Raw genomic sequence first — 24,395 nt, 5'->3', positions numbered from 1 at the left:
GTTTTCATGCAGGTGCATGGGCAGGCTCAGGCCGCGCCGGGACAGGGCTGCGAAGGGAGTGACGGGTCGGGAAAGCGCATGCAAAACCATGCATCCTGTGGATGCATGGCTTAATTCGGGAAAAATAGCGGTATTTTCGGGGATTTTTTGCGGAGCTACCTGCCGGCCAGTTCCGTGCGCCGGCGGGCATAAATCTGACTCTGTGCGGGGGTGTATTTTTCCTGATTATCCACCCGCGAAGCCGCGTCAGGCCTGAATCCGATGGCCGTTAAAATATCGCTGTCTTCTGCCGAATAATTAATTTCTTCACCGGTACTCAGCCACACGGACAGCGCTTCCCTCAGGTAATGCGCCGAGCGGTCGAGCGCATGGCCGGTCAGGAGTGCGGGCTGCTGGCTGAGTCCCATCAGCTCCGGGGCAAGCGTGGCGGCCAGCGCTGTCCCGTGCGCCTGCATAAAGTCATTCAGCCGGTTGCGGATACTGATGCGCTGCACCGCTTCATGGGCGCGGATATAGCGCCCGGCGGCCTGATTAATTTCCCATTTTTTGACATCCATAATGTCGCGCAGTTCCTGCATAATTGCCGGGATACGGTCATCCCCGGCCAGCATCTGCTCGCGGTATTCCTGCTCTGCGGCCGCCAGTTCGGCTTTACGGTTCAGCCAGGCGGTTTCGTTCTTCTGACAGGCTTCAAAAGCCTGCTGTAGCGTAAGGGTGGTCATGGGCAGTTCTCCCCTGATTAATGACGGTATGGCGAGCTGTAGCAGCCCTGCACTTTACGGGGTGCCGGGGGTGTGACCGGCTCCGCGACAGGCGGCGCTTTCTCCGCCGGAGGACGTATAACCTCGTCGATGGCTTCAGTGGTGCGGAACGTCGCCGAGCACTCAATATTGGTGCACTGGTGATAGCGCTGTTTGACGTTCTCCGACAGATAGCGGGAGGTGCGGGCATGCGCCGACTTTTTGCAGAACGGACAGTGCATCATGGCAGCAGCCCCCGCGCTTTCAGGTCAGCCTCGCGCTGACGGATTTTCTCCTGCCAGACCTTACGCTCGCCTGGCGTGCTGGCGGCGTCGTGGTCCATATGCGGGAGGGTGACGGCCGGGAAGCCGGTCAGGGAGAGCACCGGTTCATCCGCTGGCGTGACGGAGAAGTCGCTCACTTTCCTGGTCAGGAAGGTCACCACCTGATGCATGACCTCTTTCTCCGGCTCGGTGTAGCCCTGATGGCCGATGGTGTTGGCGAGCGGGTTTGCCATCACATCCGCTTTCAGCACCATCGCCCGGACCAGTGGCCCGAGGGTGTCGTTCAGCGCGCGGTCGAGCTCTTCCTTCGCATATTCAGACAGTACGGCATGATGCGCCTGGCGGAATGCACGCGCGGTGCTGTTGCAGGTGGCTTTCAGCTGGTCACGTTCAAAGGCCAGCACTTCGGTCAGGTTGTCACATTCCTGTGCAAGCTCCCGGCGGGCCACGCGCTCGATATGACCGCTTTTCAGCTCATCGGTCAGCATGGCACCCCCGGCACGGAAAGCGGCGCGCCAGGTGCGGGTGTCGCTGCCGTTATCCTGCTCCAGCGCTGCTTTCTGCTTCTCCGCGCGGGTAATGGCTGTCAGGGTGTCCTCCATCCGGCGGGCCTGTTCAAGATGGGCCTCTCGGGCCTCGGCCAGTCGCTCCAGCGCCGGTTTCAGGTAATCAGGGATAAAGGGGGTGTCGGTCATGGCAGGTTTCCTCGTGATTTCAACATGAGGTGATTCTGCCGGGGCACACACAACAACACGACCTGTTGCGGTTGTGGCAGTGCTGGCACAAACAGGACGTCAAAACCCGGCTTGCCAGAGAAAGGTCTCAGGAAAAGCATACTCACCGTTTGTTTTTTTACATATAACTGTTCACTACTGTTCACCATAAGAAAAAATATAAGTAATACAGTAAGTTAATCGGTGAACAGTTGAGGGTGGAAGTGTTCACCGACTGTTCACTACTGTTCACCTTTCTGTTTTGACGGAGCTTTGTTCGCTTAGTCTTTTTTGCGATTAAAAAATAAATATATATAAATAAAAGTAATCATCGGTTTGCCATCAATTGCCAACGATTGCCAACAGTTGCCAACAGTTGCCAGTGTTTTCCACTTTCAAAAAATCAATATGTTGTGTGGTCGGACACAACAAAAAGACTTGTTGCCCTCGGGGAAAATATTCACAAAATAGAGCGCTACCTGAAGCCGGACGGACACGACCGGCACTGTATGGACTTTATGAGGTAGCCCGATGCACACCGCTTTTTCTTCCCCGTCTTCTGCCCCTGTCGCGCCGCTGATGCCGGTCTCTGACGCCGTTCCGGAGCGCTTTATCCGCCTGCCCGAAGTGATGCATCTGTGCGGGCTGTCCCGCTCCACGATTTACGACCTCATCAGCCGGGAGGCTTTCCCGAAGCAAATCTCCCTCGGAGGGAAAAACGTGGCGTGGGCGCAGTCGGAAATCACCGGGTGGATGGCTGACCGTATCGCCGAACGCAACCGGGGCTATGACGCATGATGATGCCCGTTCCGCAAAAAGCCCCTTTTTCTGGCTTGCTTCCCTTCGCCGTTTCCAGGTATAGTTTTCTCGCTGTCGCAAAATCGACAGCCGGGCGTGAGAACCCGAGTTACTCAGTGGCGACACCGGACGCGCCATGCGTCTTTTTTTGTGTCTATGCCTATGTGCACCTGTTGTTTACGCATCGGTTCTTAAGCCGTTGCTGTATCTGCGTAATGGTGGCTCAGGCGGGGCAGCCTTCGGGCTGGCCGGTACCCATTGAGGCCGGTTTCTCACCCCCGTCTGGGCTACCACCCGAGCGTGAGAACTCCGGTGGTGGCGTTAACCGCTACTCAATGGAGGTTGCCCCTATGGCTACGACCCTCACTCCGTCACACCCGCAGTTTGTCTTTGTGTTTGCCGCCGTTCGCCGCGCAGACCGTCAGCCCCGTATCTGTATGCTCCGCGCCGTCGCCGGGGATGAACAGGCCGCACGCCTTTCACTCGTTCGCGATTACGTCCTCTCGTTTGCCGGGCGTCTGCCGGTGGTGGAGGTGCGCGCATGAGACACTCCACGATTACTGCCCGTGACCTCGAATGCCTTGAACATATGCGCAATGTCGGCCAGCTCGTCAGCGACCTGATGCAGGTGCAGGACTGTACCTCCCTGCGTCGTGACCCGACTCAGCAGTTACAGCTCACCTCCGTGATTTACCTGATGACCGCCCAGCTCGACGGCGTGGTCGAACGCTGCAACCACCGCTGGTTCACCGGGGAGGGCAACGTATGAAAACGCCTCTGCCACCCGTATTGCGTGCCGCCCTGTATCGCCGTGCCGTGGCCTGTGCCTGGCTGACCCTGTGCGAACGCCAGCACCGCTATCCTCACCTCACCCTCGACGCGCTGGAAAGCGCCATCGCCGCCGAGCTGGAGGGCTTCTATCTGCGCCAGCACGGCGAGGAAAAAGGCCGTCTGATTGCCTGTGCGCTGCTGGAAGATTTGATGGAGGCCGGGCCGCTGAAAGCCGCCCCGTCGCTGTCCTTCCTCGGACTCGCCGTGATGGATGAGCTCTGCGCCCGCCATATCACATCGCCTGTACTGCACTGAGGGAGAAAAAACCATGAAAATGAACGTAACGGACACCGTAAAACAGGCGTGCGGCCACTGGCCGCGCATTCTCCCGGCGCTGGGCATGAAAGTGATAAAAAACCGGCCTCAGGCGTGCCCGATTTGTGGCGGTGATGCCCGTAGCGACCGCTTTCGCTTTGATGACCAGGAAGGGCGCGGCACATGGTACTGCAACCGGTGCGGCGCCGGTGACGGCCTGAAACTGGTTGAGAAGGTGTTCGGCATATCGGCACCTGAGGCCGCCCGGAAGGTGAACGCCGTCACCGGCCACCTGCCGCCGGTAGCCCCGGAGGTGATTGCAGCCGCAGACGCCGGAACGGAGGCCGACCGTAAAGCAGCGGCCGCGCTGGCCGTCAGACTGCTGGAGAAAACGCGCCCGGCCACCGGCAACGCCTACCTGACCCGCAAGGGCTTTGCCGGTCGTGAGTGTCTGACGCTGACCACGTCGCACAAAACCGGCGGCGTGGCCTACCGCGCCGGTGATGTGGTGGTGCCGCTGTATGACGGGACTGGCGCGCTGGTTAACCTCCAGCTTATTAATGCTGAGGGGCTCAAGCGCACCCTGAAGGGAGGACAGGTCAAAGGAGCATGTCACCTTATCGACGGGCAGAAACAGGCCGGTAAACGCCTGTGGATAGCAGAGGGTTATGCAACGGCCCTTAGCGTGCATCACCTGACCGGGGAAACCGTCATGGTGGCGCTGTCGTCCGTGAACCTTCTTTCTCTGGCGAGCCTGGCCCGCAGCAAGCACCCGGCCTGTCAGATTATCCTCGCCGCCGACCGTGACCTGAACGGCACCGGCCAGACTAAAGCCGCTGCGGCCGCAGCAGCCTGTGAGGGCGTTGTCGCCCTGCCGCCGGTGTTCGGTGACTGGAATGATGCGATGATGCTGAAGGGGGAAGACGCCACGCGGAAAGCCATTTATGCCGCCATCCGGCCAGCGGCACAAAGCCCGTTTGACACCATGAGCGAGGCGGAATTTACCGCCATGAGCGCCAGCGATAAGGCAATGCGGGTGCATGAGCATTACGGCGAAGCGCTGGCCGTGGATGCCAACGGCCAGCTTCTGTCCCGCTATGAAAACGGCATCTGGAAGGTGATAACGCCGTCTGATTTTGCCCGCGATGTGGCCGGACTGTTCCAGCGCCTGCGCGCCCCGTTCTCATCGGGAAGAATTGCGTCGGTGGTGGAAACCCTGAAACTGATTATTCCGCAGCAGGATGCACCGGCACGCCGTCTGATTGGTTTTCGCAACGGGGTACTCGATACCCAAAGCGGCCTGTTCAGCCCGCACAGCAAATCGCACTGGCTGCGCACCCTGTGCGACGTGGATTTTACCCCGCCGGTGGAGGGCGAAACGCTGGAGACCCATGCGCCGAACTTCTGGCGCTGGCTCGACCGGGCGGCCAGTGGCAACCCGACAAAACGTAACGTGATTCTGGCCGCGCTGTTTATGGTGCTGGCGAACCGCTACGACTGGCAGCTCTTTCTCGAAGTCACCGGCCCCGGCGGCAGCGGGAAAAGTATCCTGGCCGAAATCGCCACGATGCTGGCCGGAGAGGATAACGCCACATCAGCCGACATCGACACGCTGGAAGACCCGCGCAAGCGTGCCTCCCTGATTGGCTTCTCGCTGATACGTCTGCCTGACCAGGAGAAATGGAGCGGAGACGGTGCCGGGCTCAAGGCCATCACCGGCGGCGATGCGGTCTCCGTTGACCCGAAATACCAGAATCCGTACTCGACGCATATTCCGGCGGTGATTCTGGCGGTCAACAATAACCCGATGCGCTTCACCGACCGCAGCGGCGGCGTGTCACGTCGCCGGGTGATTATCCACTTCCCGGAGCAGATAGCCCCGGAGGAGCGCGACCCGCAGCTCAGGGATAAAATCGCCCGCGAGCTGGCCGTCATCGTGCGCCAGTTGATGCAGCAGTTCAGCGACCCGATGAGCGCCCGCGCACTGCTCCAGTCGCAGCAGAACTCCGACGAGGCGCTCAGCATCAAGCGTGATGCTGACCCGACGTTTGATTTTTGCGGCTATCTGGAGGCGCTACCGGAGCCGGACGGAATGTATATGGGGAACGCCAACATTATCCCGCGCCAGCCGCGCCTGTATCTGTATCACGCCTATCTGGTATACATGGAGGCCCACGGCTACAGGAACGCGCTCAGCCTGACCATGTTCGGCAAGGGGCTCTCAGCCATGCTGAAAGAGTACGGTCTGAATTATGAGAAGCGCCGCACAAATCAGGGCATGCAGACCAATCTCGCGCTCAGGGAGGAAAGCAACGCCGACTGGCTGCCGAAGTGCGACGAACCTACCGCAACATAACCAACCCGGACCGGCATTGCCGGTCTTTTTTTACCTGCACACCGACCCGAGTGAACAGTAAAGCGTTCACTGCTCACCGAGTATTCACCAGATAACACAATGAAAATAAACAATAAAAACACCGAATGAACAGTGTGAACAGTTTTTCCAGAAAAAAACTTTTTTACCCTTAAACGTTATCAGACCGCCCAGTGCCAAAATTCGACATTACCAATAACTCGATATGTTAATCAGTCGGGTAAGTCAATTATCAGCATTCGTGAGCAGGTCAACATTAGAGTCCCAATATTTTAGTACTTATATCGGGTATTGAAATAACATCCATTATTAGTATCTTATGATTTTTTCTGCTCTCCTCCTGGAGGAGGTAATCTTTTACGTATAACATTCACGCATGCTGAAACAGAACTTTCCGTTCTTTTCCATAAAATCAACAATATAACCCCAATGACAAATCCAACAATAACTATTAGCACATAGACGATCATAACTACCGTTGATTTTATTTCTGTAACAAGCAATGAGCAAAAAATTGCTAATGCGAAAGAGAGTAAAGCGATTGCAATCGTAAGATAAATAGAATCTGGTGAACCACGCTCTATAGTCAGCAATTCTTCTTCAGATATCTCATATATAGTGAGCGTATCAATTTTTGCACGGAGTATGGCGACAGTAAACCCATCTTCTTTCTCTGGTGTCTGCGTCATAATTATTCCTATAGAACCCTAACTGATGCATTAACTGTGCCAGGATATCCTCCCAAATCAATAACCAAATTCCAGTGTCCAGAACGTGGAGCAGTTAACCTTGCGGGAGACTTAGTTGTATATCCACCATAGTACTGATGTTGCATGCCTTTTTTATACTTTGTAAAATTAATATCATCCATCAGACGTACATTTGCTTGTTTATCTAATGTAACTTCAACAACATTACCGCTAGTTAAATTAAGGTTGTAGTGCAAAAAATTCATAAAAAAAACCTCTTTATAAAAAAAGGGCATAGCGAAGAAAATAAATTGTGCACACTGCGACTTAAGTAGTAAACAGCTTGATGTAGGATTCGTAAGTGAGTTGCCAAAAAAAACACTTGGCAGTTCCTTATCAATAATAACCGGTTTATAATAGTCGGTTATCGGAATATTTTGGAATTATCAATATGCTCTCATTTGAGTATAGAGGCCCTGAGTAACTTTACAGTTCTTATACATGATAAAGTTAGTAAATCCACTTCACGCTCACAGCAGACAAAACGCTTGTATCTATAATTTGTGGAAGTGAACAGTAAAGTGTTCACTGTTCACCGAGTATTCACGCGCTAATACCTTGAAAATAAATAACAAAAACATGCAGTGAACAGTGTGAACAGTTTTCACCAAAAAAACTTTTTACTTCCCCCTCATCACCATCGTATGCCGTGATGGTCGCCGGAAACAGACCGGAGATGCGCTAAGGTGAAGAGTTGACTGTTCACTCTTCACCAACTAATCACCATCTATCACTATGATATTAAAAAGAAAAATAAGGAGGTGAACAGTGTGAACAGTTAAATGCAAAAAAACTTTTTCTTACTGAGAATTGAGCTCAAAAAAAGAACGCCATCGACGATGTGTATAGGGATGTGTATAGTTTTATTTATCGAACTTAAATTTTACTTATATATCAATACCTTGATTCAATTTATTGATTCCTATTATCGCACTCTCTAATAAATCAATAACTTAGGTTAAAATACCCAAGAAATTGTATCTTCTAAAATCACATCCAAACGCCTGTGTGTTGTACTGGCTTTGGTATCGTACAACATATGGGCAGGTAGTTACCAGGCTCAACCCTGTACAGATTTTCCTTTGAAGCCAGAAGACGCCGCCAGCGTCTCTAATCCTCATACCAAAACCCTTAGCAAAGTTCCGCGTGACCCTGGCCTGCCAGCACATCGCCGGCGGCGTATGCCTGACGCAGACCGCGGAACGAGTCGGCTATCAATCCCAAGCCGCGTTTAATCGCGCATTTCAACGCATCACAGGAGTCCCCCCGGCCGTTACAGCCAACAGTGCCGGGACAACGCCACCGTTCAGCAATTTCACGGCCAGAATTATCAGCAGATGAACGAAATCGTTTAGCTCACCCCTGCCGCAGCATGGCTGATTGCGATCGGCCATGCTTCATGCCGTGCCCTGCTGTGCGAGCGGAAATGACGCCGACAAACCGCCTGCGCTGAAATATCGATTATCACGGCACTCATAATACTGTTATCCATAAAAACCACTATATTGTATATTTCGTTCCGTTTAAAATCGTCTACGATAAAAAAGATATAGTCAAAAAAGAAGTAGTATCTATGCATCACCAGGTTCAACTCTCCGACAGCATAATATCCAATAGCCAGGCATTGGTGAATTTCGCCATACAGTACATTTATCAAAATATAAATAATAACATTTCAGTTTATGATATCTCTGAATATCTGCAGGTTTCCCGGCAATATGTGCATCGCATTTTTAAAAAACAAACCGGAGTGACTGTCAACAAATTCATCAGCAATAAAAAAATTGAATATGCAATAATGGATATCATCCTCGGGATTGAGGATACCGACTCGGCCTACCTTAAATATAATTTCAAAAGTAAACATGCGTTTGTCGACCAGATCCAGCACTATATCCACACCACGCCTGCCTTGTATAGCCTACCAGCGCTCGCAGCGTATAAAAAATAAATCACTGCGCGCGCTGGTAGCCTCAATATCACTGCCTCCCTGATGCCCCCCCGTGGGGCGCTCAGCAATTAGCAAAACAATCACTAACGTATAACGGTAAAATGACTCAGGACGAATAATTATTAATTAGAACCAGCGGTTATAACAACTGTTATATCGATTAACAAACTAACTGTTCATGTTGGTTAAGGATCTGCTGTGATGTAATCCACTGGTATTTTTGGGTGAATTAACCTGCACATATTTGAGAACACTATAATGAGCAATGATAAATTTTCAGATAATGAACGATTAAAACAGCAGAGCCAACTTCTGCGCGGCACGATTAAAGAAGATCTGCATAACGAATTAACCGGCGGATTTCTCGGCGATAACTTTCAGCTGATCCGCTTTCACGGCATGTACCAGCAGGACGATCGCGATATTCGCCAGGAAAGAACGGCGCAAATGCTAGAACCCCTGCATACGGTGATGCTGCGGGTGCGTTTACCTGGCGGGATCATCAGCCCGCAGCAGTGGCTGGGGATCGACGAGTTTGCGTCGCAGCATACGCTTTACGGCAGCATCCGCATCACCAACCGCCAGGCGCTGCAGCTGCACGGCGTGCTAAAGCGTAATATCAAGCCGGTTCATCGGCTATTGCATCAGTTGGGTCTCGATTCGCGGGCGACGGCGGGCGACGTCAACCGTAACGTACTGTGTACTTCAAATCCGGTGGAGTCCGGGCTTCATCATCAGGCTTACGAGTGGGCTAAAAAGATATCGGAGCATCTGTTGCCGAAAACAAACGCCTATGCCGAAGTTTGGCTGGACGGTGAAAAGATCGCGCAGCCGGAAGAAGAGACCATTCTGGGCAACAGCTATCTGCCGCGCAAATTCAAAACCGCGGTGGTCATTCCACCGCAAAACGACGTCGATTTGCACGCCAACGATCTTAACTTTATCGCTATCGGCGAGAATGGACAGCTGACGGGCTTCAATGTGCTTGTAGGCGGCGGCCTGGCGATGACCCACGGCGACCAGAGCACCTATCCGCGCCTGGCGACAGAGCTGGGGTATATTCCTTTGAACGCTACGCTGGCGGTTGCCACCGCCGTTGTCGCCACCCAAAGAGACCGTGGAAACCGCGCAAATCGACGCAACGCTAAAACTAAATATACTATCGATCGACTCGGCATTGAGGTATTTAAAGCGGAAGTCGAGCTGCGAGCAGGCATGGCATTCCAACCGCTGCGGCCTTACGCTTTCAGCAGTCGCGGCGATCGTATCGGCTGGGTAGAAGGGATCGACGGTAAGCACCATCTCACCCTGTTTATCCCCAGCGGCAGGTTGATTGATAAGCCCGGCAAGCCTCTCAAGTCGGGCCTGGCCGCCATCGCCGCCGTCCACGACGGTGACTTTCGCTTAACCCCCAATCAAAATATCATTATCGCCGGCGTCAGCGAGCGCAACCGAGCTCAGATTGACGCACTGGCACAGCGCTATTCCTTGATTGATGACACGGTATCGCCGCAGCGAAAAAGCGCGATGGCCTGCGTCTCCTATCCCACCTGTCCGCTGGCAATGGCCGAGGCCGAACGCGTGCTGCCGGACATAGTCGATCGCCTTGACGCTATCTTAATGCGTAACGGGATTGCCGATCGGGACGTGATATTTCGCGTCACCGGCTGCCCGAACGGCTGTGGCCGGGCGATGCTGGCCGAAATCGGCCTCGTCGGCCGCGCCGTGGGCCGCTATGACGTATACCTCGGCGGCAACCGCGAGGGAACGCGTATTCCTCGCCTCTATAAAGAGAACCAGCCGCTTGAAGAGATTATCCGCGACCTTGACGCGTTGCTGAGCGCCTGGGCGCAGGCGGCTAACCATGATGTGGCGTTCGGCGACTTTGCGGTACAGACGGGGATTATTCGCCCGGTACTGAACTCCAGCATCGACTTTTATCAGCAGGACTAAGATGGCCAGGCCGTTGGCGATTATTCAAATGGGCGATCCGCCGGCGATAATCCGCGAGGAGGCTGGCGAGCAAAGCCAATGGTTCGTTCAGGCGCTCGCCTTATCCCGCGGGGAGTACCGGGTTATTCACCCGGATCGCCAGGAGCCCCTGCCCGCTATCGACACAATCTGCGGCGCCATCATCAGCGGCTCCTGGGCGATGGTCACCGACCGGTTAGCGTGGAGCGAGGAGACTGCGCAATGGATACGACGCGCCCACGCCCTGAACCTGCCACTACTGGGCGTGTGCTATGGCCACCTGCTAATTTCCCACGCGCTGGGAGGCCTGGTTGCGGATAACCCGCTGGGGAGCGAACACGGGCTTCAGCTGATCCAGATCGCCGAAAACAGTACGGCCCCGCTGCTAACGACATTTCCCGGTCGCTTCGCGGCCTGGCTTTCTCACCGGCAAACCGTGCTACGGCCGCCGGATGGTGCCAGCGTGATGGCTTTTTCCGCCCGTGACGCCTGCCAGATTCTGCGCTATAGCGACACGGCGTATTCGGTGCAGTTCCACCCGGAATTTACCTGGGATATTATGGCCGCTTGCCTCAAACAGCGCGGAGAAGAGTTGGAAATGGCCGAGATGCCCGGCGAACCAGTCTGGCCACAAGAGCTGCTCAGGCGCTTCTATTATCTCTGGTGCAAGGATAATGCCCCCCGCTTATGCCAGTCATAATCGTGAGAAAGCTGTTTAATCGCTACATCAGGCGCAGGGTCGCCCACCTCCCCTACCAGTATTCGCTGATAGCCGGGCAACCAGGAAAAAATATTGAATAGCAGGTCTCTGCCTGGTTGTCTTCAGTCAGACCTGTCATTCGCATGGCCGTTTTCCGGTCCATACAATTTTGCAATATATTTCGAAAAATCAGCATAATATATTACCTAATCATCCACCTAATGCGAAATAATACATTCATCCAGAACGTCAGATTTATCGTTTTATTCGCAGCACAGGCGGCCAGTAATTTATACAGCGAGCGTCACTAGACTGGATGGAAGTGCAACTCAGCAGCCTCTTCTATTATTCATCCGCGTTCGATGGGATATCACACAAAAAATTCAGCTGGACCAGCATGGGCTGATTAACTATGAAAGTAAAAATTGCAACGCCAACGGGCAGAGTGTCCTGGAGCATGTCTGCCGTTGAATAAGTAATGGCGCATTCAGGCATCAATGCACCGGTGCAACCGTCAAGCTTCTGGCAAATAGCTTTGGTGACGGAATTCCCGGACCATTCCGTGTGATACTCTTCACAGTACCTAATTAGTAGAGTTTTAAAGCAGACTTGATGAGGTGAATTGCATGTATGATTTTGATTCAACTAGCTGGCTGGTTGGACATGGAATGAGCGTGGATCTTCGCGTCGTAAGTCATAAAGTCGAATGTGCAGCAAGGCATTACTAATATCGCGGTATGTTAATCAATGTGTAGCAGAGCAGTTCTACAGTGAAGAGCATAACAATTTTAACACCGCGATATCAATGACTTACCACACTCACCTTCCCAATAGATAAATTCAGCCAACAATACTAAATTGAATATTTACTTAGCTTACTGATATGTATCCCTAACCAGGTAAGCTCGTCGTTTGGAATAAATATAGCGTAATTATTTTTTATATAATCACGAATTGCTTCTGCAACAACCATAGCTCTTGGATGGAAGCGAATTAATTCATTATAGAAATCATCAGTTTCTTCTAATTCAATGTTATTACTTAAGACTCTTTCAGCGAAGTACCTTAAATGTGTAATAAATCTGGCGTAGTGAATTGAATTGATATCAATGTTTTTATTAAGTTTATAGCGAACAATTTCGGCAACTCTATTCACTAATTCAACTTGCTTATGCGCATTAGTCTCATCACATTGGGAACTTGCATTAATAATGTGAAAAGCAATATGTACAGCCTCATCTTCAGGAAGATTTACAGAAAATTTAGCAGATACCATATCTCTTGCTAACTCACCTATATTATATTCTTTCTGATAATACCTTTTTATCTCCCAAGTGAGTTTATTCGCAATGTTAACATTTGCCTTACAGCGTTCAACCGCGAAATGCAAGTGCTCTGCCAATGTAAATAGCAACACTGTATTAAGCTTTTCATTGTAATGCGCTTGAGCTAACTTGACTATTTCATGCGTAATTTCAAAAAAAACTGCGGGAATTGTGTCAGTCAAGGACAAGTAATGCTGCGCTTTAAGCGTATTTAAAGGGATAAATACCTGTTCAACATTTTTCAAGTCGACCATTGTGCCCGGCTTGGAATTAAAACCAATGCCTTTGCCAAAAAGTATAATCTCTTTTCCATCATTAACAGCAAGAAGCATACTGTTATTTAAGGACTTTTTAATTTTCATCACAATTCCCGCGATAACAAATGATTAACCTAAATCAGTTCCGTTGGTCGCAATGACCTTACGATACCAGTAGAAGGAATCTTTGCGTAATCTATTCAATGAACCATGCCCCTCGTCATCTTGATCTACATATATAAAACCATAGCGTTTGGTCATTTGCGATGTTCCAGCACTGATGATATCAATCGTGCCCCAACTTGTATATCCTATCAAATCAACACCTTCTTTAACAGCTTCAATCATCTGTTCGAAATGCGCACGAAAATAATTAATGCGGTAATCGTCATGAATTTTCCCATCAACTACTGTATCTTTCGCACCGAATCCATTTTCAACAATAAATAACGGAATTTGGTATCGATCATAGAGTTCCAGCAACGATATTTTGAGCCCAACGGGATCTATTTGCCAACCCCATTCAGATGCAGGCAAATGTGGGTTTTTTACACCCATGATAGTATTTCCTGCAGTGCGTTCTGCATCGGGCTGGACTGATTCAGTAATGGACATATAATAGCTGAATGAAAGGAAGTCTACAGTATAGCGTCGTAGCGTATCCAAATCATCCGGCTGCATTTTTATCTTTATGTTACGTAATTCGAGATCCCGCTTAATTAGCGGTGGATATTCTCCCTTAATTTGAACATCCGAATAAAAATAATTTTCTAAATTCTTTTTGAGAGTAGCCTCTACGTCATCAGGATGACAAGTCAGAGGATAGGTAGTTAACTTGGTAAGCATGCATCCCACCTGGCTACCAGGTATTTTTTCGTGGCAGTCCTTTGTTGCTAACGCCGAAGCAACAAACTGATGATGCAATGCCTGATAAATATCCTGTGTACTTTCTCCTGGTAAGCTTTTTTCTTCACGAACACCTGCAGTCGTAAAGGGGTGCCGATGAATGCTATCAATTTCATTGAATGTTAACCAGTAACGGACCAGATTCTTGTAACGGTCAAAGCACACATTTGAATAGCGCAGAAACGCATCAACAACATTTCGGTGGACCCAGCCATTATATTTCTCACTCAATACTAATGGCATTTCATAGTGTGATAGCGTAACGAGTGGTTCGATGCCAAGTCTGCGCATCTCAGTGAACATATTTTCATAAAACTGTAAACCACTTTCATTTGGTTGATCATCTTCACCTGTAGGGAAGATTCTTGACCAGGCTATTGATACCCTGAGTACTTTTATCCCCATTTCGGCAAAAAGAGATAAATCCTCTTTATAGCGATGATAAAAATCGATACCTCTGCGTTTAGGATAATTTTTATCGTTCTCACCTTTAAGCGCATCGCTAACGTTTTCATCAGATACGGACATATGGCCGGCATAATCGCTTGTGCTCAAATGAGCCTTATAGGCGACTGCATCTGCAACAGAAGGGCCTTTTCCGTCAACGTTCCATGCTCCCTCTGCCTGATTCGCTGCAATGGCCGCACCCCATAAAAAATTCTCGGGAAGAATAGATTTTGACATAATGATTAAGCCTCTTTTAATGAAAGAATATTTAACTGATGTGTTGCTTCGGTTTGCTCGGTTGACGGTTTCATCTTAAAACGTTCGCTATTTGTAACAACCATTACTACGACTGGGTCGTAACCCGATTTAATGATTTTATCAATCTCAAATTCGATTAATAGCTCACCAGCCTTAACCCGTTGGCCATCGGTAATTTGCGGGTGAAAGCCTGCTCCGTTCATTTGTATTGTATCAATTCCGATATGAAAGATGACCTCAACTCCATGGTCAGTTATCATGCTTGCTGCATGGCCACTTTCGAACACATGCTCTATAACGCCATCGGCAGGTGCATATAGAGCTCCGACAGATGGAATGATAGCGATACCATCGCCCATGATTTTTGCAGAAAATACATCGTCGTTTACATCCGTTAACGGGATGATTTTCCCTTCAACCGGACTGGTGAAGAAAAATTCATTCACTGATTTTGAAGTAGCGATGGCCGCTGGATCCTCAAAACTAGATTTTTCCTCATCAGAGGGCAGAGTCGCCGTCTTTTCTTTCCAAAAGAATAATGTTGATAAAAACGCCATGCTGAAAGAAATCAGAGCACCTATGATTGCATACATCAAGCTAGTTGGATTATCCGGGGAAGCAAATATTGAGATGCTGGCAAGGCTCGGAGCTACTATTGCGTAAGCTGAGACCATCGTAAATCCCATGAAAGCCCCACCGATCATTGCACCTATCATCACCGAAATAAGCACAGGCCTATGGAGTAAAGTAATACCATACAGTGCAGGTTCAGTAATACCAAAGAGGGCTGAGATTCCGGAGGAAAGTGCAGTACCTTTAAACATTTTATTTTTACTTTTAAGAGAAACCGCAAAGCAGGCTCCTGCTTCAGCTATATTGTGTGCCAGGGAAGCTGGATTATATAAAGATTCTTTACCGGTTTGGCCCATCGACATTATGGCATAAGGAAGAAAAGGTTTATGCATTCCTGCAGCCACAATAAATGGTAACCCGCCAGCCAGTAATCCTGTGGCGATGAACCCAAATTTTCCATGCATCCAAAGAATCAGTTGGGTTAATAAAGAGCCCATTTCAAAACCTAAAGGCCCAAGGATAAGTAGTGTTACAGGAACTGTTGTGACCAGCGATAACATTGGTGATAAAAAACCGCGTAACGCATTAGGTGTGTAACGATTAAAAAGAGATTCAGTTTGTGCATAGAAAATCACACAAAGTATTGCCGGAAATACCTGTGCCGCATAGGAGACATTCGTAATATCAAACGTCATTAACGATGCCCCTTGTTTTGCCAATGTAGTAAACGTGGGCAACAACAAGACTGACACAGCTGTTAATGCGACTAACGAATTCACTTTAAGCTTATTCGCAGTAGTGATTGCTATAAGTAAGGGTAAAAAATAGATCGGTGCGGTTCCAATGCAATCCAAGATTTTATAAGTAGAACTGTCCTTCGTGAGCCATCCGGCCATGTCCATGATGATCAGAAGAGATTTCAGCACACCACCACCTGCAATAGCAGGAATGAGCGGCTGGAAAATACTGATAACAAAATCAATCAGCCAGGCACTCCACTTTTTTTTGATAACAGGTTTCTGTTTCTCGGCAGAGTTATTACCCATCAATGATTTAATAGCATCAAACACTTTTACAACGTCTTTGCCAATGACAATCTGACACTGCACATTTGTCACGACCCCCATTATCCCAGGCATTTTTTTGAGTTCAGATACCTCCACTTTAGAGTTATCATACAAGCTTAGTCGTAATCTGGTTGAGCAATGTTCGAGGTGTTCGATGTTTCCTACTCCACCGACTAATTCAAGAATTGTACGCCCAGTATTTAGATGATCCATAAGTTGCCCCATGAGCAAAAAAAAAGACCCGAAACTCTTGCCCCGAAAAAGGGGGGGAGAGTTTCAGGTCTTGCCTGCATTACCAGTGACACGCCTGTACTACATATCTATTGACAGTATACTCTATACATAGTTACAGACAACAAATTTAAACCATGTTTTATGAAAATGTGACAGCTATAACATAATGCCCCTTGTAGATACTTACTGCATAAAAATGCCGGCAGTTGCACTCCCTTCGTTTAATAACATTTAGTAAGAACAACTTGATTATCTATACCCTAAAAAAAACGACAACTCATTACTTAATTGATTTTATGATGATAATTTAGTTTTCAACATAGTTACCACCACACCTCAGCCTGAGCGCCAATCGAAAATTGGTCTTTCTTATTATCATTGAATTTAAAATTGGAGAGTTCAGTCTGATTTGCTCTGATGTAAGTTGTATAGAAACGAATTTCCGGCCTTGAGGTTAAGATTGACGTATCAATTTTGAGTGCATGATATAACGTTGTTTTGTAACCGGACTCACTAAATGTTTGTCCTTGTGATTTGTTGTCTTGTCTAAACCATCCAAGCTCAACACCGCTTTGATTGAATTTACCCCAGATATAAGCAGGTCGTATGACACTTCGGTAGCTTTGAAAATCAGTATGGGCGCCGGTATCATAGCTGAATATATCATGGCCATTTGAATAAACCAGAGCGTGTGCCATTATAGTGTCCTCGGAGGGATAAAACTCTCCTTGGGAAATAATTCTGAATGCCTTTCCATTCGTGTGATTCCCATAATAATAGTCACCATTTCCATATGTTGGATTTGCTCCTGAAATTTTTGCAAATGAACTGGCAATAGAATTATCGGCAACCTGTAGTGTTAATTCTCCATACCCACCAGTTTTAAATTTCTGCCTTAAAATCGCAGCCGCCAGCCATGCATCTTTTACTTGATAATACTGACCATCAGACTCTCCTGACTTAACAACGTCTGACTTATTCGCCATATTATAGCGACCATTGAGTTCCAGTGTTGCCTTATCCCATAATGGAATTTCGCGATAACGAATATCCAGAGCGTTAGTATTGAGTTGTAGTGAATTTCCTGATGTTTTGTAATCAAGCGCGCGTGCGTTCAGATCCTGGCGCACAACAGCAACGTTGAATTTTCCTGGGCCAATTTTCCAGTTTTCTATACCGAGCCCTGCGCCACTTTCAGTTCTGATACTTTTCCAGTCAAGCATCTGTATCTCATATTTAGGCAGATAGTGCTTACCTACCCAGAAATCGGCTTCTGGAGCAAAACTCAGGAAACCCTTAGTTGTGAGATAGATATCAGAAAACTGTAAGTTACTCTCTGAATTTTTATCAAACACAGCATTGCTGTATTGCTCACCGACATTACCATCCAGCATAACAACTGCGTGTGCGGTTTTTCCATCCAAATCATAGACTTTTTGTTTTAGTTGTAAATCAAACCAGGATGTATATTCATTGCCAAACCTGCCAAGTGAACCAATCGCATACTCCTTTGGAGAACCATGGTTTGCAGTTCCCCAACCGGACCGGAAGTAACCATTATAAGAAAAACCAATATCATTTTTTACAAAGTTACTTATATCTTTCAACGTCAAATCATTACTCACCGCATCTTTTTGTATGGTCTTTTTTTCGGAGGTAGTAATGTCTACATTTTTGACTAATACCTGATTCTCTGCATACATTGGTTTAGTAAACCCAGTATCATTGAGCTTGTATTTTTTTAACTCAGCCCTGGTATCATATAGTTCTTTGGTATTTTCTTGCAATTTTTTTTCAAGTATAGCAATGCGTTCTTCCATTGTTAGGCTTTGAGCATGTGAGTTGCTGCATATTACGGATATAAAAATAAAAAAAACTCTTTTTTTCATTATAAAACCCTCTTTAGTTACACTCGCGCATAAACTAAATACTTTGTTTAGAGATGTTTTAAGTGCTCATAGATATTAGTGGCACCAGGTACCTATTTATATCGCTTTGGTTTAACAAGCAAAATGTCTTCATCAGAATTTTGATATAGTGTATAGCTATAAAAGATTAAGTCCTTTTTCACCGGCGCACTGAAATTTATTTTATGAACACATAATTTTCTCCTCTCAAAATAAAACATATTTACCCCACCCAGACATATCTCAGCAATTTTTAAAACTAACGAGCAGACGTTCCCTGCTCAATAATTAATTGAGAGACCAATGAAATGTATAATGAAGATTAAACTTTTATTTTCGTTTCATGAATAAAGCCCAAAAAAACCAAAAAAAAAGACCCGAGGACATTTTCGAATCTAAATGAATTCGAAAGTGCACTCAGGTCTTGCCTGCTCTTGCAGTTACACGCCTGTACATCAATTCACATATTAATACATATTTAATATGAATTTGACAACGGGAAATTTTGAGTCGTTTGAAAATTGTGATCTACTTAACAATTGCTCGCTTTCCCTCTAGCATTCATCCATCACAGATAGCTTATTTTCACCTTCTATTTTAAGGGGAGGCCGGCTCTATTGACCTCCCAGGGATAGATGACTACCTCAGAGAAACCTTCTAGATTATGTTCTTAAATCATAATACAACCAATATTTTCCTGGATTCAGTCCCAACAAATAATAAAAAGCCCCATCATTCTGTTTATAGGTTGAATCAGCTTGCCTTACATATAAACAACTGTTTCTTTTATTTGTGTAGTGCATTCACATCACTCCTATTAAACTCTATTTCCCCAACATCTATCACTCCATACTGAAACGACGCCCTTAAAATTCAAAAAATAAGAATACCTTGTTTTATCATAATTTTCGCAAGTAAATATTGCCTGGTATAATGGACCGCTATTAGAATCAGTATGGATTTATATTTAGACAGAATCGTCTGCCGGGGTGGGGTCAGTCCAATCCTCATCATTCGGGTCGATATTTTCAGGGCCGCCGGAACGTCGTCTGGCGACCTCTTCTGTAGTGCGTCACGGTCAAACTGCAGCCTGCGGTTCCGCAGGTTTCTGCGTATCAGGACGTATTTTGAACCAGATGGCATACATGGCGGGCAGGAACACCAGCGTGATAATGGTGCCGCCAAAGGTCCCGCCAATCAGCGTGTAGGCCAGCGTCCCCCAGAACACCGAGTGCGTCAGCGGGATAAACGCCAGTATGGCAGCCATCGCCGTCAACAATACCGGCCGGGCACGCTGCACCGTCGCCTCTACCACCGCATGGAAGGGCGCCAGCCCCTCCTGCTCGTTGTGATGGATCTGGCCTATCAGGATCAGGGTGTTGCGCATCAGAATGCCGGACAGCGCAATCAGCCCGACGAGGGTATTGATGCCAAAAGGCTGGTTGAAGAGCAGCAGCGTTGGCACCACCCCAATCAGCCCCAGCGGCGCGGTCAGGAAGACCATCACCATCGCCGCCATCGACCGCACCTGGAGGATGATAATCAACAGCGTCATGGCAATCATGATAGGGAACAGCGGCACCATCGCTTTGGTGGCTTTCCCGGACTCTTCAATCGAACCCGCCTGCTCGATGCGGTATCCGGCCGGCAGCGTATCGATGACCGGCTGCAGCGCCTTCGTGATGGCGGCAGAAACATCCGGCGGCTGCAGATTTTCGGCTATATCTCCCCTGACAGTTATGGTCGGAATACGATCGCGACGGCGCATAACCGGCTCTTCCATTTGCACCTCAACCTCCCCAATCTGAGACAGCGGAATGCGCTGCCCGGCAGCCCCCACCAGGGTAAAGCCGGCTATTTTTGCCGGGTCAAGCCGGATATCCCCCGCCGCGCGTCCCATGACCTGTACCGAACGGATATCTTCCCGTACTGAGGTGATTGGAATGCCTGAAAGCAGAAACTGAAGCTGCTGCGCGGCCGCATTCGAGGTCAGCCCCACCGCCTGCAGGCGATCCTGATTGAGCGTGAAGTGCAGCGCCGGTACCCGCGGCCCCCAGTCGGTGTTGACGGTTCTCATCATCGGACTGGCCTGCATCACTTTTTCCACCTTATCTGCGATTTCGCGCAGCGTGGTAGGATCAGGCCCCATGACGCGATAAGCCACCGGATAGGGTGAATACGGGCCAAACACCAACTGGGTCACGCGCACGCGCGCCTCGGGCGTCAGTCCACCGGCCACCGCTTCACGCAATCTGAACTTAAGCGCCTCGCGGGCTTCCGGGTTGTCCGTCAGCACGACTATTTTCGCAAATGACGGGTCAGGCAGCTCGGGGGCCATGGCCAGAAAGAAACGCGGCGCCCCCTGCCCGATGTAGGAGGTGACGATTTTTGCCTCTTTCTGTTTTCTCAGCCAGGCTTCGATTTTCGCCGCGGTGGCATTGGTCTGCTCAATAGCGGTGCCATAGGGCATCTGCACTTCAACCAGTACCTCAGGACGGTCGGAGGTGGGGAAAAATTGTTTTTTCACCAGCCCTAAGCCGAGTATCGCAACCGTAAAGACGGCTATCACAGTACCCGCCACGATCCACTTGCGCGCGATAACCCAGCCCAGCAATCGGCGAAAACGATTGTAATGACGGGTGTTGTAAATCGCTGCGTGTCCCCCCTCTACCTTTTTGATATCGGGCAGCATCTTCACGCCCAGATAAGGCGTGAACACCACCGCGACAATCCAGGAGGCAATAAGGGCGATACCGACGATCCAGAACATATTGCTGGTATATTCGCCGGCGGTGGACTGGGCAAAACCGTTAGGCATGAAACCAACGGCGGTGACCAGCGTACCGGCGAGCATCGGGGCGGCGGTGTGGCTCCAGGCATAGGCGGAGGCTTTTATGCGGTCGTAGCCCTCTTCCATTTTCACCACCATCATTTCGATGGCGATGATGGCATCATCGACCAGCAGCCCGAGCGCCAGGATCAGCGAGCCCAGGGTGATACGGTCAAAGTTTTTGCCGGAAGCCTCCATCACAACGAAGACAATCGCCAGCGTTAACGGTACGGCAGCGGCGACCACGACGCCCACACGCCACCCCATGCTGACGAAACAGACCACCATCACCACCAGCAGCGCGACAAAGAACTTGATCATAAACTCGTCAACGGCGGAGCTGATGTTGACCGATTGGTCGGTGACCTTGGTCAGAGTCATGCCGAGCGGCATACCCGCATTAATTTTGGCGGTTTCCGCATCCAGCGCCTTCCCCAGATCCAGTCCGTTCCAGCCGTCCCGCATCACGATGCCCAACAGCAGCGCCGTTTCCCCCTGATTGCGGATCAGGAAGGTCGCCGGATCTTCGTAGCCCCGCTCAACGGTCGCCACGTCCGATAGTTGCAGTGTCCGGCCCTGAACAACAATGGGGGTTTCGCGGATTTTCTCCAGTTTGTCAAAAGCGCCATCCAGGCGGATAAAGACCTGCGGTCCTTTGGTGTCAATCGAGCCAGCGGGCGTCAGTACGTTCTGGCTGTTGAGGACGGAGAAAATATCCTGAGGGGAAACGCCCAGCGTGGCCAGCCGGTCATGCGAGAACGAAACAAAGATGCGTTCGGCCTGTTCACCGATAATATTGACCTTCTTCACCCCCGGCACGTGCAGAAGACGCTGACGCAGCGATTCCGCATCGCGAACCAGTAGCCGCTGCGGCTCTCCTTTCGCCTTCAGCGCAAAGAGCGCGAAGGTGACGTCGGAGAATTCGTCATTGAACATCGGTCCGATAACGCCTGCCGGCAGGTTTTTGGCCTCATCGCCGAGCTTCTTGCGCGCCTGATAGAACTCTTCCTGCACCTGTGAAGGCGGCGTGCTGTCTTGCAGTGAAAGCATGGTATAAGCCAGACCGGGTCGGGTGTAGGTTTCACTACGGTCATACCACTTGAGCTCCTGCATTCGCTTTTCAAGCGGTTCAGCAACCTGATCCTGCATCTCCTGCGCGGTAGCGCCCGGCCAGGCAGAAATAATCGTCATCTGCTTGACGGTAAACGGCGGGTCTTCCGCGCGCCCCAGTTCGAAAAATGACAGAACCCCGGCCACGGTAATCAGAATAATGAGGAACAGGGTGATGGAACGCTCGCGAACAGCCAGCGCTGAAAGATTGAATTTGCCGTCGCTCATGGCCGACTCCCGGCGACGCGGGCATCGTTCTGTACAGCCATGCGTACAGCCTCACCGTCATGCAACAGATGCGCCCCGAGGGCGACCACCTTCTCGCCAGGCTGGAGGTTACCGGATACCTGCGCCACATCATCTCTCAATCCCAGCACCTGAACGGACCGCCACGACACTTTGGCTGGCTGACCTGAAATCTGCCAGACGCCCGGCCCTTTACCCGGATCGTAGAGCGAGGCTAATGGTACCTGCATCACCTGGTTCGGTAATTTACCGTCTGCAATGTGCAGCGTTACGGTGGATCCCAGCGGCGCATTCGCCAGCGCCCCTTCAAGCACATATCTCGCCTCGAAGGTGCGGGTTACCGGATCGGCCGCATCGGAAAGGAGACGCAGTTTCGCCGGGACCGTCTGTTTACCGGTGCCGTACAACATGGCCTCGGCCTCGCTTGCAGGAGCCGGACGTAACGTCTCGGGTAACTGCACGCTGGCCTCACGCTGGCCCGCTCTGGCCAGACGAACCACCGGCTGACCAGCGCTAACCACCTGACCGGGTTCAGCCAGAGTCTCCATGACCACGCCGTCTGCGTCGGCCAGCAGCACCGCGTAGCCCGTCGCGTTTTGCGCCACATTCGCCTGGGCCTGAGCCGCATTGAGTTCAGCTTTGGCCGTATCGGCGGCCGCTTTTATCTGGTCGTAGGCCGATACCGACACCGCCCCTGTCGAGACCAGACCGCGGTAACGCACCTCATCCGCCGCAGCTTGTTTTGCTCGGGCCCGTGCGGCCGCGACCGCCTGTTGCTGAGCCTGTGCCTGCAGGCCGAGGTCCGCGGGATCCAGACGCATCATCGGCTGGCCGCGCTTGACGTTCTGGCCGGTATCGACCAGACGTTCAAGAATTTTGCCCTGCACTCTGAAACCGAGATCGCTTTGAACCCGGGCGACAACAACGCCGGTAAATGCGCGGGAGGCATCCATCGCACTCACTACGGTCGCAGACCTGACCAGAGGAGGCTGAGTGCGGGGATCGTCTGTGCCGGAAACGTCACCGCAGGCCGCGAGGGCAAACGGCAGCAGGCAAACGGCAAAAGGGGCGGATTTGAGCCTGAGCATGGGGTTCCTTAATCATTTTGACAGGACAGTTGAACCATACTCTTTCATGTGACCAATTAAGTCAACGGTCACATTCAGGTTGCTAAACTTTTGAGTATTAATGAGGACGGCAGTATGGCCGCAGTGGGTGCGGTATCGAGGTTAAATTACAGCTGTAAAGGGCAAATATAAGGCTGCATGACCAGACAGATGGCATCCGCAGTCTCATCCAGCGGGGTTTTGCGTTCAAACTCCCCTGCCTGCCAGCCTTCCTGAATGACGTGCTGTATCAGCTGACGCAGCTGCTGCTGATAGACGGCGGCGGAAGGTCAGCGCTCCCGGGAGGCAACGGCAGCAATGTCATAAAGCTTGCAATCGTGAAAGAACAGATCGTTACCGGCTTCGATCAGCGCGTTTAATAAACGCCTCAGCTTTTCGGAGGCGGTAGGCGCATCGGCAATCGCGTCATAGACGACCACAGAGATTCTCGCCAGCCTGTTAGCACAACACAAATGGCTTCTCCAATCGCCTGTTTTGAATCGAAAAATTTGTATATATAGGTTTTTGAAAAACCAAACGTTTTCGCCAGATCTGACACGGTGGTCTTCTCGTAGCCGAAATACCCGAAGTGCTCCGTAGCGGCTTCCACAACCCGATCGCGGACGCAATGATCCGACGGCCCCCGCGAGGAGTATGCATTTGTGAATTTTGTCATTTTTCCAGCTTAGCCCAGAAGGCCTCGATTGAAAACCTGTGACCGATTTGTAATATAGTCACAAAGAAATGTTGACTCAAGGCACAT

General features: G+C 50.0%; 20 protein-coding genes and 2 pseudogenes. 10 read left to right on the top strand and 12 right to left on the bottom strand.

Features of this window, described 5'->3' with window-relative positions; translation table 11 throughout:
• Positions 1-155 precede the first annotated feature (155 nt).
• From KCG39_RS24080 to KCG39_RS24070, 3 genes are read right to left on the bottom strand one after another with little or no spacing between them, the layout of a single operon-like run.
• A complete protein-coding gene (locus KCG39_RS24080; protein WP_211811484.1) occupies positions 156-722 on the bottom strand; it encodes a phage polarity suppression protein in 567 nt (188 codons plus the stop codon).
• Positions 723-739: 17 nt separating this feature from the next.
• Positions 740-985, bottom strand: coding sequence for an ogr/Delta-like zinc finger family protein (locus KCG39_RS24075; protein WP_004185270.1), 246 nt, complete (start codon positions 983-985; stop codon positions 740-742).
• Positions 982-1,719 (bottom strand): glycoprotein 3, encoded by a 738-nt coding sequence (locus tag KCG39_RS24070; RefSeq protein WP_211811483.1) that lies wholly within the window; start codon positions 1,717-1,719, stop codon positions 982-984. Before KCG39_RS24070 ends, KCG39_RS24075 begins: the two co-directional genes overlap by 4 nt.
• A gap of 549 nt (positions 1,720-2,268) precedes the next feature.
• Between KCG39_RS24070 and KCG39_RS24065 the strand changes: the two genes are divergently transcribed.
• The 6 genes and pseudogenes from KCG39_RS24065 (at position 2,269) to KCG39_RS24045 (ending at position 5,977) form a co-directional block, all read left to right on the top strand.
• On the top strand, positions 2,269-2,535 hold the full coding sequence (locus KCG39_RS24065) for a helix-turn-helix transcriptional regulator (RefSeq protein ID WP_064160085.1): 267 nt from the start codon (positions 2,269-2,271) through the stop codon (positions 2,533-2,535).
• A pseudogene (locus KCG39_RS27945) lies at positions 2,532-2,861 on the top strand (ash family protein); the annotation flags it as partial. The gene KCG39_RS24065 and the pseudogene KCG39_RS27945, both read left to right, overlap by 4 nt.
• Before the next feature lie 24 nt (positions 2,862-2,885).
• Positions 2,886-3,080 (top strand): host cell division inhibitor Icd-like protein, encoded by a 195-nt coding sequence (locus KCG39_RS27940; RefSeq protein ID WP_266098452.1) that lies wholly within the window; start codon positions 2,886-2,888, stop codon positions 3,078-3,080.
• The gene (locus KCG39_RS24055; RefSeq protein WP_004185275.1) at positions 3,077-3,304 is read left to right on the top strand and encodes a hypothetical protein; all 228 of its coding nucleotides are present in this window, start codon (positions 3,077-3,079) and stop codon (positions 3,302-3,304) included. Before KCG39_RS27940 ends, KCG39_RS24055 begins: the two co-directional genes overlap by 4 nt.
• A complete protein-coding gene (locus KCG39_RS24050; protein ID WP_004098169.1) occupies positions 3,301-3,621 on the top strand; it encodes a DUF5375 domain-containing protein in 321 nt (106 codons plus the stop codon). The genes KCG39_RS24055 and KCG39_RS24050 overlap by 4 nt, the downstream gene beginning before the upstream one ends.
• A gap of 13 nt (positions 3,622-3,634) precedes the next feature.
• The gene (locus KCG39_RS24045) at positions 3,635-5,977 is read left to right on the top strand and encodes a primase-like DNA-binding domain-containing protein (RefSeq protein WP_064175825.1); all 2,343 of its coding nucleotides are present in this window, start codon (positions 3,635-3,637) and stop codon (positions 5,975-5,977) included.
• Positions 5,978-6,312: 335 nt separating this feature from the next.
• Here KCG39_RS24045 and KCG39_RS24040 read toward each other — a convergent pair whose 3' ends face one another.
• The gene (locus KCG39_RS24040; RefSeq protein WP_142245001.1) at positions 6,313-6,684 is read right to left on the bottom strand and encodes a hypothetical protein; all 372 of its coding nucleotides are present in this window, start codon (positions 6,682-6,684) and stop codon (positions 6,313-6,315) included.
• Between the two features lie 8 nt (positions 6,685-6,692).
• On the bottom strand, positions 6,693-6,950 hold the full coding sequence (locus tag KCG39_RS24035) for a DUF1883 domain-containing protein (RefSeq protein ID WP_158662247.1): 258 nt from the start codon (positions 6,948-6,950) through the stop codon (positions 6,693-6,695).
• A gap of 940 nt (positions 6,951-7,890) precedes the next feature.
• On the opposite strand from KCG39_RS24035, the gene KCG39_RS24030 reads away from it, so the two are divergent.
• The 4 genes from KCG39_RS24030 (at position 7,891) to KCG39_RS24015 (ending at position 11,366) form a co-directional block, all read left to right on the top strand.
• Complete coding sequence (locus KCG39_RS24030) at positions 7,891-8,085, top strand: helix-turn-helix domain-containing protein (protein ID WP_224326421.1); 195 nt, start codon at positions 7,891-7,893, stop codon at positions 8,083-8,085.
• A 232-nt stretch (positions 8,086-8,317) separates the two neighbouring features.
• Positions 8,318-8,695: an AraC family transcriptional regulator gene (locus KCG39_RS24025; RefSeq protein ID WP_004129346.1), complete on the top strand. Its 378-nt coding sequence runs from the start codon at positions 8,318-8,320 to the stop codon at positions 8,693-8,695.
• Between the two features lie 258 nt (positions 8,696-8,953).
• The gene (cysI, locus tag KCG39_RS24020) at positions 8,954-10,648 is read left to right on the top strand and encodes an assimilatory sulfite reductase (NADPH) hemoprotein subunit (RefSeq protein ID WP_142446294.1); all 1,695 of its coding nucleotides are present in this window, start codon (positions 8,954-8,956) and stop codon (positions 10,646-10,648) included.
• 1 nt (position 10,649) lies between these two features.
• Entirely contained in the window at positions 10,650-11,366 is a 717-nt protein-coding gene (locus tag KCG39_RS24015; RefSeq protein ID WP_128349302.1) for a glutamine amidotransferase, read from the top strand.
• 853 nt (positions 11,367-12,219) lie between these two features.
• On the opposite strand, the gene KCG39_RS24010 is transcribed toward KCG39_RS24015, so the two are convergent.
• The 7 genes and pseudogenes from KCG39_RS24010 to KCG39_RS23980 form a co-directional block, all read right to left on the bottom strand.
• Positions 12,220-13,053: a PRD domain-containing protein gene (locus KCG39_RS24010; RefSeq protein WP_004129338.1), complete on the bottom strand. Its 834-nt coding sequence runs from the start codon at positions 13,051-13,053 to the stop codon at positions 12,220-12,222.
• A gap of 24 nt (positions 13,054-13,077) precedes the next feature.
• Positions 13,078-14,538 carry a glycoside hydrolase family 1 protein gene (locus tag KCG39_RS24005; protein WP_004129335.1) on the bottom strand — a complete coding sequence of 487 codons (1,461 nt, stop codon included), beginning with the start codon at positions 14,536-14,538 and terminating at the stop codon, positions 13,078-13,080.
• A 5-nt stretch (positions 14,539-14,543) separates the two neighbouring features.
• Positions 14,544-16,412: a beta-glucoside-specific PTS transporter subunit IIABC gene (locus KCG39_RS24000; RefSeq protein ID WP_142446295.1), complete on the bottom strand. Its 1,869-nt coding sequence runs from the start codon at positions 16,410-16,412 to the stop codon at positions 14,544-14,546.
• A gap of 344 nt (positions 16,413-16,756) precedes the next feature.
• Positions 16,757-18,322, bottom strand: coding sequence for a carbohydrate porin (locus tag KCG39_RS23995; RefSeq protein ID WP_142446296.1), 1,566 nt, complete (start codon positions 18,320-18,322; stop codon positions 16,757-16,759).
• A gap of 1,096 nt (positions 18,323-19,418) precedes the next feature.
• Complete coding sequence (locus tag KCG39_RS23990; RefSeq protein WP_142446297.1) at positions 19,419-22,508, bottom strand: efflux RND transporter permease subunit; 3,090 nt, start codon at positions 22,506-22,508, stop codon at positions 19,419-19,421.
• Positions 22,505-23,614: an efflux RND transporter periplasmic adaptor subunit gene (locus KCG39_RS23985; protein ID WP_142446298.1), complete on the bottom strand. Its 1,110-nt coding sequence runs from the start codon at positions 23,612-23,614 to the stop codon at positions 22,505-22,507. The genes KCG39_RS23990 and KCG39_RS23985 overlap by 4 nt, the downstream gene beginning before the upstream one ends.
• A gap of 74 nt (positions 23,615-23,688) precedes the next feature.
• Positions 23,689-24,308, bottom strand: a pseudogene (locus tag KCG39_RS23980) (TetR/AcrR family transcriptional regulator).
• Between the last annotated feature and the right edge of the window lie 87 nt (positions 24,309-24,395).

It is taken from the genome of Klebsiella pasteurii, assembly GCF_018139045.1.
Lineage (GTDB): Bacteria > Pseudomonadota > Gammaproteobacteria > Enterobacterales > Enterobacteriaceae > Klebsiella > Klebsiella grimontii.
This window is presented reverse-complemented; position numbering and strand designations above follow the sequence as displayed.

Bases quoted from the DNA above. Each gene is read 5' to 3' on its own strand.
- KCG39_RS24080 (WP_211811484.1), bottom strand. From the start codon at position 722: ATGACCACCCTTACGCTACAGCAGGCTTTTGAAGCCTGTCAGAAGAAC.
- KCG39_RS24075 (WP_004185270.1), bottom strand. From the start codon at position 985: ATGATGCACTGTCCGTTCTGCAAAAAGTCGGCGCATGCCCGCACCTCC.
- KCG39_RS24070 (WP_211811483.1), bottom strand. From the start codon at position 1,719: ATGACCGACACCCCCTTTATCCCTGATTACCTGAAACCGGCGCTGGAG.
- KCG39_RS24065 (WP_064160085.1), top strand. From the start codon at position 2,269: ATGCACACCGCTTTTTCTTCCCCGTCTTCTGCCCCTGTCGCGCCGCTG.
- KCG39_RS27940 (WP_266098452.1), top strand. From the start codon at position 2,886: ATGGCTACGACCCTCACTCCGTCACACCCGCAGTTTGTCTTTGTGTTT.
- KCG39_RS24055 (WP_004185275.1), top strand. From the start codon at position 3,077: ATGAGACACTCCACGATTACTGCCCGTGACCTCGAATGCCTTGAACAT.
- KCG39_RS24050 (WP_004098169.1), top strand. From the start codon at position 3,301: ATGAAAACGCCTCTGCCACCCGTATTGCGTGCCGCCCTGTATCGCCGT.
- KCG39_RS24045 (WP_064175825.1), top strand. From the start codon at position 3,635: ATGAAAATGAACGTAACGGACACCGTAAAACAGGCGTGCGGCCACTGG.
- KCG39_RS24040 (WP_142245001.1), bottom strand. From the start codon at position 6,684: ATGACGCAGACACCAGAGAAAGAAGATGGGTTTACTGTCGCCATACTC.
- KCG39_RS24035 (WP_158662247.1), bottom strand. From the start codon at position 6,950: ATGAATTTTTTGCACTACAACCTTAATTTAACTAGCGGTAATGTTGTT.
- KCG39_RS24025 (WP_004129346.1), top strand. From the start codon at position 8,318: ATGCATCACCAGGTTCAACTCTCCGACAGCATAATATCCAATAGCCAG.
- cysI (WP_142446294.1), top strand. From the start codon at position 8,954: ATGAGCAATGATAAATTTTCAGATAATGAACGATTAAAACAGCAGAGC.
- KCG39_RS24015 (WP_128349302.1), top strand. From the start codon at position 10,650: ATGGCCAGGCCGTTGGCGATTATTCAAATGGGCGATCCGCCGGCGATA.
- KCG39_RS24010 (WP_004129338.1), bottom strand. From the start codon at position 13,053: ATGAAAATTAAAAAGTCCTTAAATAACAGTATGCTTCTTGCTGTTAAT.
- KCG39_RS24005 (WP_004129335.1), bottom strand. From the start codon at position 14,538: ATGTCAAAATCTATTCTTCCCGAGAATTTTTTATGGGGTGCGGCCATT.
- KCG39_RS24000 (WP_142446295.1), bottom strand. From the start codon at position 16,412: ATGGATCATCTAAATACTGGGCGTACAATTCTTGAATTAGTCGGTGGA.
- KCG39_RS23995 (WP_142446296.1), bottom strand. From the start codon at position 18,322: ATGAAAAAAAGAGTTTTTTTTATTTTTATATCCGTAATATGCAGCAAC.
- KCG39_RS23990 (WP_142446297.1), bottom strand. From the start codon at position 22,508: ATGAGCGACGGCAAATTCAATCTTTCAGCGCTGGCTGTTCGCGAGCGT.
- KCG39_RS23985 (WP_142446298.1), bottom strand. From the start codon at position 23,614: ATGCTCAGGCTCAAATCCGCCCCTTTTGCCGTTTGCCTGCTGCCGTTT.